Source organism: Sorangium sp. So ce117 (genome assembly GCF_051524395.1).
GTDB lineage: Bacteria > Myxococcota_A > Polyangia > Polyangiales > Polyangiaceae > Sorangium > Sorangium cellulosum_B.
The window spans coordinates 9628976-9647190 of record NZ_CP150309.1 but is presented as its reverse complement, the minus strand read 5'-3'; the positions used below and the strand labels follow the sequence as shown (position 1 = coordinate 9647190).

The following is an 18215-nucleotide window of genomic DNA, read 5'->3' as shown; positions in this document are numbered from 1 at the left end:
GCGGTAAATCAGCCTGCCTTGCGAAACCCCCTGGACCGCGCGGCGAGCAGCGCGGCGAGGAGGAGGAGCCAGGGCGCGGGCGAGCCGCCCTGGTCAGGGCCAGCGCCACGCGCCACGGCGCAGCCGTTTCCGTGCGCGCGCGGCGGGGCGCTCCCCTCCGGAGCCGGCGCCGGAGGCGCGCCGCCGGCGTCGCCGCCGGAGCCGCCGGACCCGCCGGAGCCATTCGTGGCGGCGTCGCCGCCGTGACCCCCGCCGCCGTGCTCCTCGCCGCCCTGGCCTCCGCCGCCGTCGCCCTTTCCGCCCTGGCCCTCGCCCCCCGCGCCGCCTCCGGAGCCGCTGGCCGCCTCCGCGAGCAAGCAGCCCCCGGCGATGCACTCGCCGCCTGGACAGGGCGCCCCGTCGAGCTTGTAGCGCCTCTGGCAGGTGCCGGTGGCCGGCGCGCAGACGGCGCGCCGGCAGGTGGACGTGTCGGGCTGCGGGCACACGAAGGGATCGCCGCCGACGCAGGCGCCGTTCTGGCAAGTATCGGTCTGCGTGCAGGCGTTGCCGTCGTCGCAGGGGCTGCCGTCGGGCTTGCGCGGGTTGTCGCAATCGCACGCGTCGCCGACTCCATCGCCGTTGACGTCGGCCTGGTCGGGGTTCGCGACGAGGGGGCAGTTGTCCACCGTATCGACGTCGCCGTCGGCGTCGTCGTCCTCGTCGCAGGCGTCGCCGAGGAGATCGCCCGAAGGCAGGCCAGCATCGGTGTTGGCCTGGAGCGTGTTGGGGACCGCAGGGCAGTTGTCCTCGCTGTCGGGGATGCCGTCCTCGTCGGTGTCGAGCGCGCAGGCTCCGGCCCTGCACTGCCCGCTGAGGCACTCCTTCGGGAGCGAGCACGGGGCGCCGACGGGCTTCTTCGGCAGGCAGTCGCCGCCGGTCGCCGCGCAGTAGGCCGAGTCGGCGCACTGGGTGTCGAAGGTGCAGCCCGTGAGGCAGGCGCCCGCGACGCAGCGGTACTCGGCGCAAGATCGGGTGTCGCCCTCGGCGCAGACCCCGCGCCCGTCGCAGAGGGGGGCCTCAACGAGCTCGGAGGCGCCCTTGCACGAGGCCGCGCCGCAGGGGGCGCCCTGCGCCCGCAGCTGGCAGGCGCCGCGGCCGTCGCAGAGGCCGGTGGTGCCACAGGAGGAGGCAGGCTCCGCGGCGCAGTCGTCGTCCGGATCGGCGCCGGCCTGGATGGGCCCGCATGCGCCGTCGGGGCCGGCGCCCTTCTTCGCGGCGGAGCACGCCATGCACGCGCCCGCGCAAGGGACGTCGCAGCAGACGTCGTCGACGCAGGAGGTGCCGGCGCAGTCCGCGTCGGTGTCGCAAGGGTCGCCGGGGAAAGCCGCGGTGTAGAGCTCGGCGCTGGAGATGTACATGCCGGGGCCCACGCCGCCGGTGACCAGGACCTTGCCACCGCGCAGCAGGGTCGCCACGTGATGAGATCGCTCGGAGTACATCGTCCCTGCCGGAGACCAGCTGTCCGCGGCCAGGTCGTACACCTCGGCGCTCGCGCTGCCATGGCCGTTGACAGAGGCATTGCCCGCGACAAGGACCCGCCCGTCCAGGAGCCGCGTCGCCGTGTGGTTCTGGCGCGCGGCGCTCATGGGAGCCCGCGTCGCCCAGCGACCGGTCGCAGGGTCGTACAGCTCCGCGCTCGCGAGCCCGCTGATCCCCTCCGAATCCGGGGAGCCGCCCGTGACCAGGACCCGCCCATCGTCCAGCAGGGTCGCCGCGTGCGCCCGGCGCGCGGCGATCATCGGTGCTGCCGCTGTCCAGCCGCGCTCGCTGGGGCTCCAGAGCTCCGCGCTCGGGGCGTCACCGCGGGGCCCGTAGCCGCCTGTGACCAGGACCCGGCCGTCGGCCAGCAGCGTCGCCGTGTGCCCCTGGCGCGCGGCGATCATCGCCAACGCCGCGGTCCAGGTGTCCTCCCGCGGGTCGTAGATCTCCGCGCTCGCGAGGTTCACGTAGTCGTCCCCGACGCCGCCCGTGACCAGGACCCGGCCGCCGGCCAGCAGCGTCGCCGTGTGCCCCTGGCGCGCGGCGAGCATCTGCGCTGCCGGTGTCCAGCTGCGCGTCGCGGGGTCGAAGAGCTCCACGGTCGCGACCGGGCGCTCCTCGTCGATCCCGTAGCCGCCTGCGACCAGGACCCGCCCGTCGTCCAGCAGCGTCGCCGTATGCGCATAGCGCGCGTCGCGCATCTCCATCGCCCCGGTCCAGGCGCCGTCGGCCGGGTCGTAGATCTCCGCGCTCCTGAAGCCGGTAGAGTCGGCCCCGTAGCCGCCCGCGACGAGGACCCGGCCGTCGTCGAGCAGCGTCGCCGTGTGCACGTAGCGCGGGTGGCGCATCGGCGCTGTCTCCGCCCACGGGCTCGTGCCCGGCGGGTCGTAGACCTCGGCGTTCGTTTCGACGCCTTGATTGCCGCCCGTCACGAGCACGCCGCCGCGCGGGAGCAGCGTCGCCGTATGACCGTTGCGGCCGACGGCCATCGCGGGCGCGTTCGACCAGGCGCCCTCCCTCGGATCGTAGATCTCCGCGTCCGCCAGGCAGAGGTACGATTGGAGGCCGCCCGCGACGAGGACCCGCCCGTCGTCGAGCAGCGTCGCGGTGTGATCAAAGCGCGTGAAGCTCATCGACTTGGCCGGTGTCCAGCTGCCATTCGCCGGATCGAACAGCTCCGCGCTCGCGAGGAACGTGCCGTCGCTCAACAAGCCGCCGGTGACGAGGACCTGCCCGTCGTCGAGCAGCGTGGCCGTGTGCCCTCGGCGCGGGGTGCTCATCGGCCGCACCGGGGTCCAGGCGTTCGTCGACGGATCGTACACCTCCACGGTCGAGACGTCGCTCTCCCCCCCGAAGCCGCCGGCGACCAGGACCCGCCCGTCGGCCAGCAGCGTCGCCGTGTGCCCGTAACGCCCGGCGCTCATCGGCGCGGCCGCGATCCAGATGCCCTCCCGCGGGTCGAACAGCTCCGCGCTCGCGTCATAGGTGCCGTCGCTCCAGCCGCCCACGACGAGGATCAGCCCGCTGTCCAGCCGGGTCGCCGTGGGGCCCTGGCGCGCGGCGTTCATCGACCGCGCCGGCGTCCAGCGGTCCTCCGCCGGGTCGTACAGCTCCGCGCTCGCCACCGCACGCGAGCCGTCGGAGCCGCCCACCACGAGGATCTGCCCGCTGTCCATCAGCAAGGCGGCGTGATCTTGGCGCGGTGCGCTCATCGGCTGAGCCGGCGCCCAGCTGTCGTCCGCTGGGTTGTACAGCTCCGCGCTCGCGAGATAGCTTTCGCCACCCCAGCCGCCGGCGACCAGGACCCGCCCGTCGTCGCCGCCGAGCAGCGTGGCCGTGTGCCCGGCGTCCCGCCTCGTGGCCATCGCCCCGACGGGGCGCCACAGCGGATCCACGAGCAGCAGCTCCCCCGACGCCTCGACAAGCAGCGCGATCTCCGCCCCGCGCGCCTCGAGGCGCGCCGCGATCGGCCGCCCGCCTTCCGCGAACGCTCGCGGCGCGGTGACGCGCAGCCGCGGCGTCCCCGCGGCGTCCAGCACCTCGACGGCCTCGCCGCGCTGCCGCAACGCCGCGCCGTCCACCTCCCAGACGGCGGCGGGCTCACCCGCCGGCACGGCGCCCGGCTCCACCGTGAGCCATTCCTCGATGCCCCCGGCGACCGCCCGCCAGAACGATGCGCCGCCCGCGCGGCCGTAGATCACCGCGCCGTCGACCACCGCCCCCTGGCCGGACGCGCCGGCCTCGCGCACCCGGACCTCGAAGCCGCCCGCGCCCGAGAGCCGCATCCAGCCGCCGCCGTCGCGCGGCAGCTCGGCCTGGAGCCGCGGCCCGCGCCCCGAAAGGCCAGGCGCGCCCAGCGCGAAGCCGCCGCCGATCGCCACTGGCGCGCCGGGAGCGCCGCTGCCCAGCACCTCGGCGGCCTGCGCCGGGAACCGGCGCTGCACGAGCGCCGCCGCCGCCGCGCCGTCGTGCCCCGCCGCGCACCCGAGCGCGCCCATCCACCCCACCACGGCCAGCACCAGGACGGCCATGACCAGCACGCGAAGACCCGACGCAGCTCGCATGCTGGCGAATGTCTCACGCGGTTACGTCCGCAACAACAGCGCCGCGAGCGCGGCTCACACGAGCGATGTGCAGATCCCGAGCCGGGGATGATAGACCCCGACTCGGCGCTTGCCGCTCCGCGTCTCGGGCGTCACGAGGACCACAACGCTCTTGTCGAGCGGCGCGTTCGCGCGAATCCGCACGTGCTGGCCGGCGACGACGACGTGCCAGATATTCACCGTCCCGTACCTCGTCACGACGGCTCCCTCGTAGACGTGCGCCGCCGACGGCGCGCCGCGGAGCGCCAGGCGGCACGCGGCATAGCTGCCCAGCAGCTGATACAGGAGCACGACCGGCATGACGGCGTACGAGAAGGCGAGGATCATCGCGACGAAATCGATGTGCCGGAAGAACCAGCAGACACCGACCAGCCCCGCCCAGAAGAGCAGCGAGTACCCCACGCCAGACAGCTGGTGCCGGACGTGCCGCAAGGCCGCCCAGGGGCGCGGGGGCGGCGCGCGGAGCTCCTCGGGCAACTGGCTCGCGTCGGGCGGCTGCATGTCGTTCCGCTCCGACATACCCGGGGCGGCCGCGGAGCTCAATCGGACAGCGCGCGCGTCGCCGCGTCATCCCGCGCTCGTCCAGGCGCCTGGCCGCTCCCGCTGCGCCTGCGCTCGCCGCCGGAGCCCGCTCCCGCCGGCCTGCCAGCGATCACGGCGCGAAGATCACCGCCCCGCCCGGCGGGACGCTCATCGAGAGCACGCCGGCCGCGGAGACGACCTCGCTCGCGCCGCCGAGCGCGTCCCTGAGCCCGGCGCCGGGCGGGAGGCCGAGCGCCTGAGCGACCTCGACCGAGATGCGCTGCTCCGTCCCCGCGCGCGTCAGCGCCACCACGGCGGACTCCCCCCGGCCGTGCCGGCGGCCGAAGACCAGCGTGTCCTCCGTGGCGGTGAGGTTCACGTAGGCGCCGCGGCGGAGCGCGGGGATGCCCCGGCGCGCGGTCCCGAGCGCGCGCACGAAATCGAGCGTCTCCAGCTCGTCCGCCGTGAGATCCTCCTCCGGACGCCACACGCCGCGGTTGTTCGGGTCGGCGCCGCCCCACTCGCCGTACTCGTCGCCGTAATAGAGCAGCGGCGCGCCCGGGAGGCCCAGGAGCCACGCCATCGCGAGGCGCGCCCGCGCGTACACCTCGGGCGACTCGGGCGCTCCCGCGGTGTCCGACCACTGGCGGCCCGGGACCTCCCGGCCGCGAGGCCCCGCCTCGTCGCGGTAGTCGGCGAGCGTCGCGAACCGGGCCGTGTCGTGGCTGCCGATGTACGGCGTCATGATCGCGCCCTCCGGCCACCGCCGCTGCCCGTGCTCGACCCAGTACGCGGCGTGCAGCATGCCCTCCTCGCCCCAGCCGAACGTCCGGTACGAGACCCCGTGATAGAGGACGAAATCGAGCTGGCCGTCGAGCCCATGAGGGCCGATGTACCTCGCGATCGTCCCGTAGTTCTCGTCGTTGCACGGGTCGGCGCAGTCGCTCCAGCCCATCGCCGTCTCGCCCATCAGGAAATAACGTGTGCCGGCCGGCTCGAACGCCTCCCGCACCTCCGCGGCGAGGTTGCGCGTGGCGATCTCCTCCACGTGCTTCACGGCGTCCACGCGGAGCCCGTCGAGATCGAACGCGTCGAGCCAGTGGATCGCGTCCGCCACGAACGCGGCGTTGGCCTCGGGCACCGTGTGGTCCACGTCGGGGAGGTAGCTCGCGAACATGCAATCGAGCGCGTGCGACGTCCAGTCGCACCCGTCCGTCCCGCAGACGCACCCCGTCCTGAACCACTCCGGGTGAGACGAGACGTACTCGTGATCTTCGTGGACGTGGTTCACCACGAAGTCCTGGAGGACGCGGATCCCATGGCGGTGCGCCTCGGCCACCACCGCCCGGAGCGCCCCGGCGCCGCCGAGCCGCGGCTCCACCTCGCGCGCCTTGATGGGCCAGTAACCGTGATATCCGGCGACCTGGTGGACTCCATCGCTCGCCAGGTAGGCCCCGGCGGGGTTCTCCTGGAACGGCGTGAGCCAGATGGCCCGGACGCCCAGCGCGTCGAGCGTGCCGTCCTCGATCGCCTGCCGCAGCCCCTCGAGGTCCCCGCCGGCCCAGTCGCCCCGCGGATCGGCGCCCGGCGTGGCGGGCGGGTTCAAGGCGGGATCGCCGTCGCGGTAACGATCGGTGACGACCATGTAGATGAGCGCGTCCTCCCAGGAGAACGCCTCGGCCTCGACCCAGAACACCAGCCGGAGCGGCTCACCGGCGCGGCCGCTCCGTGTCGCCCCGCGGAGGGTGACGCGGTATTTGCCGTCGCCGAGGCCTCCGAGCTGGATCCGCACGTCGCCGCGCGCGTCGACCGAGAGCTCCTGATCCGCGAGCGGGCGCGCCTCGCCGTCCTGGTCCTGTAGAACCGCCTCGAACGCGGCCGCCTCGGGGCCCGCGCCCTCGATGCCGTCCCGGTACACGAGCCGGGCCTCGAAGGCGCCCTGTCCGGCGGCAGGCCGCGTCGCCTGGCTGGACGCGACCGAGAACGACGGGAGGCGGCAGTCAGGGACCTTGACGGCCGAGTTCTCGACCCCGTCGACGTACTTGCGGCGCCCCTCCGCCGGGTCGAGCACCCACGAGACCTCGCCGCCGGACCGATAGGCGATCTTGTAGCCGTGAAGCCCCGGCGGCAGGTCGACGGTGGCCGTGAGCCGGCCCTGCGTACCGCCCTGCAGCTGCGGGGCGGCGCCGAGATCGAAGCCGTTCCACTCGCCGGCGACGCGGACATCCGTGGCCCCGGGAGGCGCGTTGAACGTGAACGAGGTCGGACAGAGCACGTTCCCGTACTGCGCACCTCCGCCCGCCCCGCCGGCGCCTGCCCCGCCGGCGCCCGCGGCCTCGCCGCCTGCGCCGCCCACGCCAGCCGCCTCGCCGCCAGCAGCACCGGCGCCTGCCGTCCCGGCGCCGCTCGTGCCCTGCCCCTGGCCCGCGTCGAGCTCGCGATCGCCCCCACACGCGAGCGGGACGGCAGGGAGCATGACGGCGGAGACAGCGGCGATCATGACGGCAGAACGGCGGCGCGACATGGCCTCGAGCAGTATCCGATCGCGAGAGGCATGTCAGCGCGCGCGTCGCCCTGAATCACCGCAGCCGCTGTGGAGAACAGCGATGCTCCGCCCATGCTGTCGTGTCGCTAACAGGCGCGCGCAGGTTCCGTCGGGGCTCCGCCCCGCACCCGGGCGTTCGCTTCGCGCTTCGTCGGGCCGAACCGCGTGAGCTCACGCGCTCGGAGCGGCCTGGTCTCGCGACCCGATCAAGGCGTGTACCGATAGAGCTCGATCCAATCGTAGGTCGCGCTCGCCCTGCCCGTCTCGGCCGTCACGGCCCCGGCCCAGGCCGCGCTCGACGACGCCCAGATGGTCATGAGCACGTTCTGCGGCAGCACCATGAGATCGATGCGCTCCGTCCATTCGTGTCGGAGCACGTCGTCGACGGAAAAGCGGGCGCCGGACGGTGTCCATTCGATCTGGTACGTGTGAAAGTCTTCGCTCGGATCGAAGCCGAGGTCCACCTTCCGCGGATACTGAGTCGGACTGACGGATTGCGTCACCGGCGGCCGTACCGGAGCGCCGGTGTACACCATGGCGTTGAACTGCACGTCCTTCGGCGCGGCCCCCAGGCACTCGATGTCGAGCTCGTTCCAGTTGTCCGCTGGCCAGGGGGTGTAGATCGTGACCAGGGACGAGATGACCGCCGACCCTCGGGCCAGCTTGACGCGAGCGCGCACGCGCCCGTACGTGAGCGAGTCGACGGAGCGAACCTCGGCACCCAGGAAGGTCTTGGCGGCTCCGGAGCTGTCGGTGGTGCCCTGGGGAGCCGGCGTGAGCCGGAGCACCAGCTGGCCACGTTCGACGGTCGCGGCGGATCGCGAGAACAGCGCCAGATTCTCGGTCCAGGAATGTGTCATCAGCTGCCAGCGAGCTGCGTCCAGCCGATCGAAATCGTCGCGGAAGAGCAGCGTGAAGGCCTCTTCGGCCGGGGGAGGGCCGCCCGCTGAGCCGCCGTTACCCGTGGCGCCCGCCGCTGCTGTGCCACCCGCCGTTCCGCCTGCGCCGCCTGCGCCGCCTGCGCCGCCTGCGCCTCCCGCGCCGCCTGCGCCGGCTCCGGCGCTGGAGGCGCCATCCGCAGCCCCAGCCCCCGCCACGGAGCTACCCGTTCCGGCGCTGGAACCACCACCAGCCCCCGCGCCGGTGCCGTCCCCGCCAGCCCCCGTCGCCGAGCCCGGGGGCTGGCTGGAGTCGTCACAGGCCAGCGCGGTGAATGCGGAGAACAGAAGCGAAGCGACCGTGCAGCGCGTCGAAGACATCATGAGCTCCACGTGGCGCGCCGGGGGCGAGAGCGCTTCGCATTTTTTGCTTTCTGTCCGCGTCCCCGCTGCCGCACACTGACCTGGCCTTGAGCGCTCGGCCCGCGTTGTTCCAGCCCTTTCCGATGCTCGCCGGCCGGCGCGCCCAGGTCTTTCGTCACCAGCCGCAGTACCGTCGTCCCCGGCATTTCCACGAGGAGCCGGAGATCAACCTCGTCGCCCGCGGCACGGGCATCATGGGCGTGGGAAAGCGCGTGGTGCCGCTCGTGGCGGGCACGCTGCTCTATTTCGCGCCGGGGCAAGATCACGCGCTCCTCGAGGAGAGCAGCGATTTCGTTCTGTACGTCGCGGCGCTCCGCCCCGAGCTGGGGGCTCGCGTCGCGGGGGCCGCGTCGAAGGTCGCGCTCGACGCTGTGCAGCTCACGCCGGCCGTGCTCGCCGACGAACTCGCGCTCCTCGGCGCGCTCGACCGAGCCCGCGACGTCTCGGTCGTGGAGCATCGCCTCGCGGAGCTCTTCGAGCGGTCGCTGTCGAACGTGCCGCTCCCCCACGTGGTGAGCCGCCGCATCTTCGAGCTCTTGCGGCTCGACCCGAATCTCCCCGGGGCAGCCCTCGCGGCGCGCCTGCGCACGGGCGAGAGCGGGATCAGCCGGCGTTTTCGCAAGGACGTGGGCGTGAATGTCGTCGAGTACCGTGCGCGGCTCAAGCTGATGCAGTTCATCGCCGAGGTGGATCGCGGCGCGAGCTTCGCGCGCGCGGCGTACGCCGTCGGGTTCGGGAGTTATGCGCAATGCCACCGCGTCTTCACGCGCGCCCTCGGCTGCGCGCCCCAGGGCTATTTCGGCGGCCAGCGCGCGGCGCTGACCGAAATGACCGCGCCGATGCACGGAGGGTAACCGTGATATCCGGTGACCTGGCGGACTCCATCGCTCGCCAGGCAGGTGCCGGCAGGTTCTCCTGGACGACGTGCGCCCGGTAGCCCGCACGCCCGGGGCGTCGAGCGTGCCGTCCTCGATCGCCTGAGGCGCGTTGAACGCAGCGGCTCTCGGCCGAGGCAGCCTGGCGACGGCGCCCTCGGGCGCCGCGCGCGCGGCCGAGCCCGCCGGCCGACGCGAATCCGCGCCGGATCGCCCGCAACGCTGGCCATGATGCGGGGGCGGGGAATGGTATACGTTGTCGGGGAGGGGCTCCTGCTGCCACTGCCGAGGCTGCCTTGCCCATCGCCTGCATGACGAGCCCGTCCCCTCCCTTCCCGTACACGATCTCCGAGACCATTCGCGAGGGCCGCGGTACTGCCGTGTACCGCGCTGTTCGAAACGCCGACGGCCATCCGGTCGTCCTCAAGGTGCTCGACCCGAGGAGCTGCCGGCCGAAGGACCTCGCCCGGCTCAAGAGGGAGTACGAGATGGGCAAGATGCTCGACGCGGCAGCCGTCGTCAGGCCCCTCGCCCTCGAGATGTACGACGGGGCGCTCGCCCTCGTCATGGAAGACTCGGGCGCTGAGCCGCTCGATCGGCTGCTCGGCGCGCCGATGGCGATTGGCAGGTTCCTGGAGCTCGCCGTCCGCATCGCGGATGCCGTCTCCGACATCCATCAGCGAAACGTCGTTCACAGAGACCTCAAGCCCGCAAATATCCTCGTCATTCCCGCCACGGGCGAGGTCAAGATCGCCGATCTCGCGCTCGCCTCACGGCTCTCCCGCGAACAGCACGCCCTGGAACCAGCCCGCGTCATCGAGGGGTCCCTCCCTTACATGTCGCCCGAGCAGACAGGGCGGATGAACCGTGGGGTCGACAGCCGCAGCGATCTGTACTCCCTGGGGGTCACGTTCTACCAGATGCTCACGGGGAAGCTCCCCTTCGACGCCCGCGACCCGCTCGAATGGATCCATTGTCACGTCGCCCGCGCGTTCGCGGCGCCGTCCGAGATGGTCCCCGACGTGCCGGAGGCGGTCGAGCGCATCGTGATCAAGCTCCTCGCGAAGATGCCCGAGGAGCGCTACCAGACGGCCCGCGGCCTTGGCCATGACCTGAAGCGGTGCTTCGACTCATGGCGCTGCGACGGCAGCGTCGCGCCGTTCCCGCTGGGCGAACAGGACGCGTCGGGCCGCCTGTGCATCCCGCAGAAGCTCTATGGGCGCGACGAGGCGATCGCGGCGCTGCTGCGCGCCTTCGAGCGCGTGGTCGACACCGGCTCTCCACAGCTCGTGCTCCTCTCGGGCTACTCCGGCATCGGCAAGTCGACGCTGGTCCACGAGCTGGACAGGGCCGTCGCGGGCGAGCGGGGGTTCTCCGCCTCGGGAAAATTCGATCAGCACAAGCGCGAGATCCCTTACTCCACCATCGTGCAGGCCGTTCAGGAGATCGTGCTCGAGCTCCTCGCCGACAGCGAGAGGATCGCGGCCTGGAAGCAGCGGTTGCTCGAGGTCCTCACGGTCAACGCGCAGCTCATCGTGGACTTGATCCCGCAGCTCGAGCTCGTCATCGGCCCGCAGCCGCCGGCTCCCGAGCTGCCGCCGGTCGAGGCGCAGAACCGGTTCCGCACCGTCTTCCGGCACTTCATCGGGGTGTTCGCCCGGAAGGAGCACCCCCTCGTCCTCTTCCTCGACGATCTCCAGTGGGCCGACTCGGCGAGCCTCGCGCTCTTGCAGGATCTGGTGACGCACCTCGACACGGGCCACCTCCTCGTCATCGGCGCGTACCGCGACAACGAGGTGACCCCCTCGCACCCGCTCATGGCGGCGCTGGACGGCGTGAGGAGGGAGGGCGCGCACGTCCGGAATATCGTGCTCGGCCCGCTCTCCCGCGAGCACCTGTCCATGCTCGTCAGCGATATGCTTCAGTGCCGCCCCGAGGACGCCGCGCCGCTCTCGGCCTTGGTCCACGAGAAGACGGCCGGCAACCCCTTCTTTGCTATCCAGTTCCTCCTCGCCCTCCACGAAGAGCAGCTGATCGAGCTCGACCCGCAGGCGGGCGCCTTCCGGTGGGACATGGCGAAGATCCGCGCCAAAGGCTTCACCGACAACGTGGTCGATCTGATGGTCGACAAGCTCGCGCGGCTCCCCGCTGGCACCCAGGAGGCGCTGAAGCAGCTCGCCTGTCTCGGGAACGCCGCGGAGGTCGGCGTCTTGACGATAGCGTGCGATCGCTCGGAGGAGGCGCTTCACGCGGAGGTCTGGCAGGCCATCCTCGCGGGGCTCGTCCTCTGCCACGAAGGCACCTACAAGTTCCTCCACGACCGCGTCCAGGAGGCGGCCTATTCGCTCATCCCGGCGGCCCGGCGGGCGGCTGTGCACCTCGAGATCGGCCGGCGCCTCGTGTCCCGTCTGCCCGGCGGGGCGGTCGAGGAGCGGGCCTTCGACGTCGCGACCCAGCTCAATCACGGCGCCCACCTCATCACCGATCCACGCGAGAGGGAGGCGCTCTGCCGGCTCAACCTCCTGGCGGGGATCAAGGCGAAGGCCTCTGTCGCCTACGCCTCCGCGCGCAGCTACCTGGCGCAGGCGACGTCCCTCTTGCCGCAGGACGCCTGGAGCGCGCGGTACGAGGACACGTTCAGGCTCCACCTGGAGCTCGCCGAATGCGAGTCCATCACCGGCAATTTCCAGCCGGCCGACGAGCTGTTCGATCTGATCCTCCAGAACGCCCGCTCCAGGCCCGACCGAGCCAGGGCCCACCGGCTGCGCATGCGGCTCTACCAGATCGCCGGGCGGCACCGCGACGCCATGACGGTCATGATCGAGGCCCTGCGGCTCTACGGGGCGACGCTCCCGGAGGCCGACGAGGAGATCCACGCCGCCGTGGAGGCCGAGATACGGCAGGTCCCGATCGCCTTGCGGGGCCGTCGCGTCGCCGATCTCGTCGATGCGCCCGTGGCGACCGACGAGGACGTGCGGGCGTTCATCAGCCTGGTCGCCGAGTCGGCGCCCCTCATGTTCTCCGTGCGACCGGCGCTCTGGCCGCTGCTCGCCGCCAAGGGGGTGAACGCGTCCCTGCAGCACGGACACGCCGAGGAGTCCTCTTTCGTTTATAGCTGTTACGCCGCGGTCATGGTGTCCCTCCTCGGCGACGTCCCCTGCGCGTTCCAGTTCTCCGAGATGGCGATCAGGCTCAACGAGAAATTCAAGAGCATCACGGCCATGCTGAAGGGGAGGCTGCTCTTCCACCACGCGGGCGTCATCAGCATCTGGCACAGGCACTACGCGACGAGCATCCCGCTCATGGACAAGGCATTCTTCGATTGCCTCGACGTCGGAGACTTCATCTTCGCCGGCTACTTGACGTACAACATGGTGTGGATCGTCCTCGAGAACGGCGATCCGCTCGACCGCGTCATCGAGGTCGCGCGGAGATACACCGCCTTCGCCCGGCAGACCCACAACGACGTTGTGTACAACGTGGTCCGGTTTGAAGAGCAGCTCGCGGCGAGCCTGAAGGGAGCGACGCGGGGGCCCACGAGCTTCGACGGCGGCGACTTCGACGAGGCGAGCTCCCTCGCGATCCTCCAGAAGGCGGGCTTCGGCCTTGGGATCGCGATGTTTCATATCATGAAGCAGATCGCCGCGTTCACGCACGAGCGTCACGCCGAAGCGCTGGAGTCCGCGGCCACCGCCGCGCTGATGCAGGGGCAGGCGGCGTCTCTGGCCATGGAAGCGACGCACCACTTCTACCACGCGCTCACGGTGACTGCCCTCCACGCGGAGGCGCCGGCCGAGCAGCGGCAGCGATTCGCTCAGGCGCTCGAGAGCGCGCTCCAGAAGCTGAGGCGCTGGGCCGAAAGCTGCCCCGAGAACTTCCGGAGCCGCTACGCCCTGGTGTCCGCCGAGGTCGCCCGCGTCGAGGGCCGGGACCTCGACGCGATGCGCCTCTATGAAGAGGCCATCCGCGCGGCGCGCGAGAGCGGCTTCGTCCACATCGAAGCGCTCGCCTACGAGCTCGCGTCTCGGTTCTATCGAGCGCGGGGGTTCGAGCGCTTCTCCGATACGTACCTGCGCGAGGCCCGCTCGTGTTATGTGCGCTGGGGGGCCGACGGCAAGGTGAAGCAGCTCGAGCAGCGTTATTCGCAGCTCCTCGAGCGGCGGCCGATCGAGCCGACCGCCACCTTCGCGGCCCGCGCGGAGCAGCTCGACGTGCTCGCTGTCGTCAAGGCATCGCAGGCGATCTCGGGCGAGATCCTCCTCGAGAAGCTCCTGCGGACCTTGCTCGAGTTCGTCCTCGAGCAGGGAGGTGCGCAGAAGGGCTGCCTCATCCTGGTGCGGGACGGCGGCCTGACGATCGAGGCGGAGGCCGCGATCGAGGAGCGACAGGGGACCGTGACCAGGGTTCTCCAGTCGTTGCCGGTGTCGTCCTCTCCGCTCCTCCCTGCCTCGCTCCTCCACTACGTGCGGCTCACCAAGGAGCGCGTGCTCCTCGATGACGCCGCCGCGAAGGCGGGCAGGTTCTCGGGGGACGAGTACATCGTCCGGCACAACCCGAGGTCGGTCCTCTGCGTCCCCATCTTGCGGCAGGCCGAGGTGCTCGGTCTGCTGTACCTCGAGAACAACGTCACCACGCACGCGTTCACGCCAGAGCGGCTCCTCGCCCTCGAGCTGCTCGCCACGCAGGCGGCCATCTCGCTCGAGAACGCGCTCTTGCTCGCCAGGGAGCGCGAGGCGCGGGCGGCGGCGGAGGCCGCGGAGCGGCGCACGGCGTTCCTCGCCCACGAGCTGAAGACGCCGGTGACAGGCCTCCATCTGAAGCTCGACGCGCTCGCGCGATCGATCAAGCAGCAGGAGACGGTCTCCTCGTCCTGGCTATCGTCGTCCCTCACGTCGTTCAAGCGCCAGCTCGGCCGGCTCAACCTGCTGATCGACAGCCTGCTCGACCTCTCGCGCGTCCAGAAGGGGCGGCTCGCCCTGACGCGTGAGCCGGTGGACCTGGCGGCCCTCGTGCGGGACGTCGTCGGGCGGCTGAGCGAGCAGGCCGAGCTGGCTGGATGTGCGCTCCACGTGCAGGCGGAGCGCGCCGTCGTGGGCCAGTGGGATCGGCTGCGGCTCGAGCAGGTCGTGACGAACCTGCTCACGAACGCCATGAAGTACGGCGCCGGAAAGCCGGTCCGGATCGTCACCGACGGGGACGGGGCCGTGGCTCGCCTCTCGGTCTCCGATCAGGGCATCGGGATCTCCGAGGCCGACCAGCGGCGCGTGTTCGAGGCGTTCGAGCGCGCGACGGGGCTTCATCAAGCGCAGAGCCTCGGGCTCGGGCTGTACCTTGTCCGGGAGATCGTGCGAGCGCACGGAGGGCGCGTGGATCTGCGCAGTCAGCTGGGCTCGGGGACCACGTTCGTCGTCGAGCTGCCCGTCGAGCCGAAGGGAGAGCTCGGCCTCGCGCAGCCGTCCTGAGGGGGCGCGCAGGCCGCCCGGTGCCGGCTGGGCCTTGCGGCGCGGAGCCGGGTCGTGAGACGTTTTGTGGGGAGGTTGGAGACGGCGTGGAACAGCTGCTTTCGAGCGATATCTGGGTGCTGTACGCGATGCTGCTGGTCGCGGGCGACGGCAGGGCAGAGCTGGCCAACGTGATTGCTGCTGCCGATATGGTCAATCACGCGATCGTGACCTGGGATGAGCTCAACGGTGCGCTGATGCGGCTCCGGCAGCACCGTCTGGTCTCGGATGTCGATGGGGTCGTGCCCACCGAGTTGGCCCGAAATCTGCCGCAATCGGGCGGCCACCTGAAGAGGGTGGAGCGCCTCTGCAAAGCGCTCAAGGTCAAGGGCGGGAGCTCCGGTGCGCCCTATCGATTCCCGCAAGATGTCGAACCGTTGGTCTCCGAGGCCGACTACAGGCGCGCGGTGGACTCGTACTTGACTCGTACTTGAAGAGGATGGATGGGCCCGCATGACGGGCCGCTGGACCTGACACGGGGCGAGCAAGGGGTAGCTGTCGGGCATGAAGATCGACTCGTTTGAAGGCACGCTTGAGCTGGAAAGTGGTCTTGTGTTGTCGCCGGCGCTGAGTCGCTCCGAGTTCCTTGCGTCATCGGTGGGCATGGGGAGCGCCGTCCTGGTCAGAAACGAGCCATGGTGCTCGTTTCGTTTCGAAGAGGGAGCGGAGAGCGTCGTGCTCGCTGTGTTCTTCAAGGCCGAGGTGCTCGAGTCGGTGCACATCACCGTGGTCGATCCAACGTTTGGCACCGGCTGGGACGACTGGAGCCAGGAGAAAGAGTTGCAGCGGAAAGCGGCGAATGATCAGTGGTTGCTGGCTCACGGCCTCACGCCCGGGGAGCACTACGCGTGGGGCTCCGTGTGGTCTGGCTTCGATCCCAGAGGCGGCTCTTCCAGCGCCGTTATCCGTTATGTGACAGAAGGCTGACGCCATGCTCGGCGCCGACGCATGCAGCGCGGCGCGCGGCACGAACGTGGTCTAGAACACCAATCATGTTGAAACCCGGAGAATTTTCACAGGGAGGCGAGGAGGCGGGGAGGAAGAAAAAAATGAATTTCTCCCTCTTGCCGTCTCTCGCTCCCCGCCTCCCCGCCTCCCTGTGAAATTCCTGTTTTTCTCGGGGTTTCAACCCGTTTGTCGCTCTAGGGGCGCGAGGGCACGCCAGCTGGCGTCGTGTGAGCGTTCACCAGGTCGCTGGCCTCACTGGCGGAGCGGCGCCGGGGGCCGTCGTGCTCTTGCGAGGATCAGCTCGCCCCGGTCTGTGAGCGCTCCTGCGCGCCGGGCGGTGAAGCGTTCAGGGACGGTCCAGGCGGGATCCCTGACGCGCGGCCCTAGCGATCGCTCAGCGGCTCCTTGTCGCGCGCGTCCGCGGCGAGGTACTGGCGCAGGTGTCGGCGGAGGGAGACCCGCGTGATCCCGAGCGCGCTCGCCGTGCGGGTCACGTTGCCGTTCTGGGCCGCGTAGACCGCGAGGATGTGGCGGCGCACGGCCTCCCCGAGCGACGCGCTGCCGCGCGCGGGCGGCGACGAGCGCGGCGCGCCCGGCGGGCCCGATCGCGGCGGCGCGGGCGGACGCGCAGCCGCGCCGATCTCCGGCGGCAGGTGCTCCAGATCGAGCGGCGCGCCGTGGGCCCGGAGGAACGCGCGCTCGACGACGCCCCGGAGCTCGCGGACGTTCCCCGGCCAGGGGTACGCCTCGAGCTGCGCGAGCGCGCGCGGGGTGACCCCGGCGCTCGCGAGCCCCGTCGCGCCGCTCTGGCGCTGGAGGAAGTGCTCGACCAGCCTGCGCACGTCGCCGTCGCGCTCGCGCAGCGGGGGGAGCGAGAGCGCGAGCCCGCCGACGCGCCGGTGGAGCGCCTCGTGGAACGACCGCCCGAGGACGCGCGCCGCGAGATCCTGGCTCGTCGCGGCGATGACCCGCACGTCCGCGACCAGCGCCTCCCCGCCGCCGATCCGGCAGAGCGGCTCCCCGTCGAGCACGGCCAGGAGCCGCGGCTGGAGCTCGAGCGGGAGCGCGCCGATCTCGGCGAGGAACAGCGTGCCCCCCCGCGCCAGCTCGAGCAGCCCGGGGCGCGCCGCGGGCCGCCCGTCCGCCCCGGCCGCCACGCCGAAGAGCTCCTCCCGGAGGCGCTCGGCCGGTAGCCGCGCCGCGCTCACCGCGACGAAGGGGCCGCCCGCGCGCGGGCTCGCCGCGTGAAGGCGCCGCGCGCAGAGCTCCTTGCCCGTGCCAGGCTCGCCCGTGATGAGCAGCGGCGCGCGCTCGTGCTCCGCCAGCCGGCGCAGCTGCTCCATCGCGCGCGCCCAGCGCTCCGAGGCGCCGATGAGCCGCACCTCGCTGTCGTCCTCGACCCAGACGACGCGCGTCATCCCGCTGCCGGACGAGCAGAGGTGTTCCGTGCGCCGGGAAGGGGCCGCGCTTTCTTCCACATCGCATCTCCTCGATTCGTGGGCAGACGGCGAGCGACGCGCCTGCCGTTTTCTGGATTACCGAGCTGTCCTCAGCGCAGGCGGCGACCAGGGATGGGCCGCCGTGAGCGAAAACGGGAACGACGGTGGGAACGATAGACGGACGATGGCGGATGAACGTCGGCCACGAGGCGGCGACGAACAACGAGGGATGATGGCTGACACATGCCGGGTGATCTCACCCGGTCAGCGACATCGACCCTACCGCGAATCACGGTCTCTTGGAAGGGAGATCCCGACCGGCGGCGGGGGGGGCGCCGAGAAACTACGTGCTCAAAATTTGTGCGTACGCGCGGACCTGGGTTAGTCGACCCGTGTACCCGAAAGGAGAGACGACGAGATGAGCTCGAAGCGCAAGACCCCGGCCCGCACGAAGACCACCCGGGCCACGAGCCCGGTCGCCTCGGCGCAGCCCGAGAGCGCGGTCTCTGCCCCCGCCGCCGTCGAGACGCCCTCTGCGGCCGTGCAGCGCGCCGCCGAGCGCGCGAGCGCCGGCGCCCCGAAGGCCGCGCTGCCGCGCCCGCGGCTGTCGCGCGAGGAGCGCCACGGCCTGATCGCCAAGCTGGCCTATGGATATGCCGAGAGGGCCGGCTTCCGGAACAACCCCGTTGAAGACTGGCTGAACGCCGAGCGCGAGGTCGACGCGCGGCTCGAGCGCCTCGCCAGCTGAGGGCTCCGCCGCGGCGGCGCGGGCGGCGCGAGGCCGCGTGCCCCTGCGAGCGCGCCCCTGCGAGCCCGACAGGCGCGCTCGCGCGGGCGTGAGCGGCCCCGTCGGCCGGCGAGGGCGGGTCGAGGCCGCGCTCCCGCCGGCCCGGCGGCTGCGCCCGGGGGCCCTCGAGGCTCGTAGCCGCGCCGCGAGATGAGTATCCTCGCGCTCCGCGTGGG

Annotated in this window: 10 protein-coding genes; 5 read left to right on the top strand and 5 right to left on the bottom strand. The window is 71.7% G+C overall.

All coding sequences use genetic code 11. The features are described 5' to 3' along the window. Positions 1-8 precede the first annotated feature (8 nt). The 4 genes from WMF46_RS36155 to WMF46_RS36140 all read right to left on the bottom strand — a co-directional run bounded on the left by WMF46_RS36155 (position 9) and on the right by WMF46_RS36140 (position 8450). Complete coding sequence (locus tag WMF46_RS36155; RefSeq protein ID WP_437981371.1) at positions 9-4082, bottom strand: kelch repeat-containing protein; 4074 nt, start codon at positions 4080-4082, stop codon at positions 9-11. A 54-nt stretch (positions 4083-4136) separates the two neighbouring features. Beyond that, positions 4137-4622 carry a hypothetical protein gene (locus WMF46_RS36150; protein WP_437981370.1) on the bottom strand — a complete coding sequence of 162 codons (486 nt, stop codon included), beginning with the start codon at positions 4620-4622 and terminating at the stop codon, positions 4137-4139. Between the two features lie 151 nt (positions 4623-4773). Further along, a complete protein-coding gene (locus WMF46_RS36145) occupies positions 4774-7143 on the bottom strand; it encodes an alpha-amylase family glycosyl hydrolase (RefSeq protein WP_437981369.1) in 2370 nt (789 codons plus the stop codon). Between the two features lie 251 nt (positions 7144-7394). Continuing rightward, complete coding sequence (locus WMF46_RS36140) at positions 7395-8450, bottom strand: glycoside hydrolase family 16 protein (RefSeq protein WP_437981368.1); 1056 nt, start codon at positions 8448-8450, stop codon at positions 7395-7397. Positions 8451-8536: 86 nt separating this feature from the next. On the opposite strand from WMF46_RS36140, the gene WMF46_RS36135 reads away from it, so the two are divergent. From WMF46_RS36135 to WMF46_RS36120, 4 genes are all read left to right on the top strand, one after another. After that, positions 8537-9343 (top strand): helix-turn-helix domain-containing protein, encoded by an 807-nt coding sequence (locus WMF46_RS36135; protein ID WP_437981367.1) that lies wholly within the window; start codon positions 8537-8539, stop codon positions 9341-9343. Positions 9344-9675: 332 nt separating this feature from the next. Then, complete coding sequence (locus WMF46_RS36130) at positions 9676-14826, top strand: AAA family ATPase (protein ID WP_437981366.1); 5151 nt, start codon at positions 9676-9678, stop codon at positions 14824-14826. Between the two features lie 86 nt (positions 14827-14912). Next, the gene (locus tag WMF46_RS36125) at positions 14913-15299 is read left to right on the top strand and encodes a hypothetical protein (RefSeq protein WP_437981365.1); all 387 of its coding nucleotides are present in this window, start codon (positions 14913-14915) and stop codon (positions 15297-15299) included. A 70-nt stretch (positions 15300-15369) separates the two neighbouring features. Next, positions 15370-15792, top strand: coding sequence for a hypothetical protein (locus WMF46_RS36120; protein ID WP_437981364.1), 423 nt, complete (start codon positions 15370-15372; stop codon positions 15790-15792). A 404-nt stretch (positions 15793-16196) separates the two neighbouring features. On the opposite strand, the gene WMF46_RS36115 is transcribed toward WMF46_RS36120, so the two are convergent. Beyond that, entirely contained in the window at positions 16197-17291 is a 1095-nt protein-coding gene (locus tag WMF46_RS36115) for a sigma 54-interacting transcriptional regulator (RefSeq protein ID WP_437981363.1), read from the bottom strand. A gap of 379 nt (positions 17292-17670) precedes the next feature. Between WMF46_RS36115 and WMF46_RS36110 the strand changes: the two genes are divergently transcribed. Beyond that, positions 17671-18000 (top strand): DUF2934 domain-containing protein, encoded by a 330-nt coding sequence (locus tag WMF46_RS36110; protein ID WP_437981362.1) that lies wholly within the window; start codon positions 17671-17673, stop codon positions 17998-18000. Positions 18001-18215: the final 215 nt, after the last annotated feature.

What these genes read in the sequence shown, in the direction of transcription:
- WMF46_RS36145 (WP_437981369.1), bottom strand. Translation starts at nt 7,143, where the DNA reads ATGATCGCCGCTGTCTCCGCCGTCATGCTCCCTGCCGTCCCGCTCGCG.
- WMF46_RS36130 (WP_437981366.1), top strand. Translation starts at nt 9,676, where the DNA reads ATGACGAGCCCGTCCCCTCCCTTCCCGTACACGATCTCCGAGACCATT.
- WMF46_RS36155 (WP_437981371.1), bottom strand. Translation starts at nt 4,082, where the DNA reads ATGCGAGCTGCGTCGGGTCTTCGCGTGCTGGTCATGGCCGTCCTGGTG.
- WMF46_RS36140 (WP_437981368.1), bottom strand. Translation starts at nt 8,450, where the DNA reads ATGATGTCTTCGACGCGCTGCACGGTCGCTTCGCTTCTGTTCTCCGCA.
- WMF46_RS36110 (WP_437981362.1), top strand. Translation starts at nt 17,671, where the DNA reads ATGAGCTCGAAGCGCAAGACCCCGGCCCGCACGAAGACCACCCGGGCC.
- WMF46_RS36150 (WP_437981370.1), bottom strand. Translation starts at nt 4,622, where the DNA reads ATGCAGCCGCCCGACGCGAGCCAGTTGCCCGAGGAGCTCCGCGCGCCG.
- WMF46_RS36120 (WP_437981364.1), top strand. Translation starts at nt 15,370, where the DNA reads ATGAAGATCGACTCGTTTGAAGGCACGCTTGAGCTGGAAAGTGGTCTT.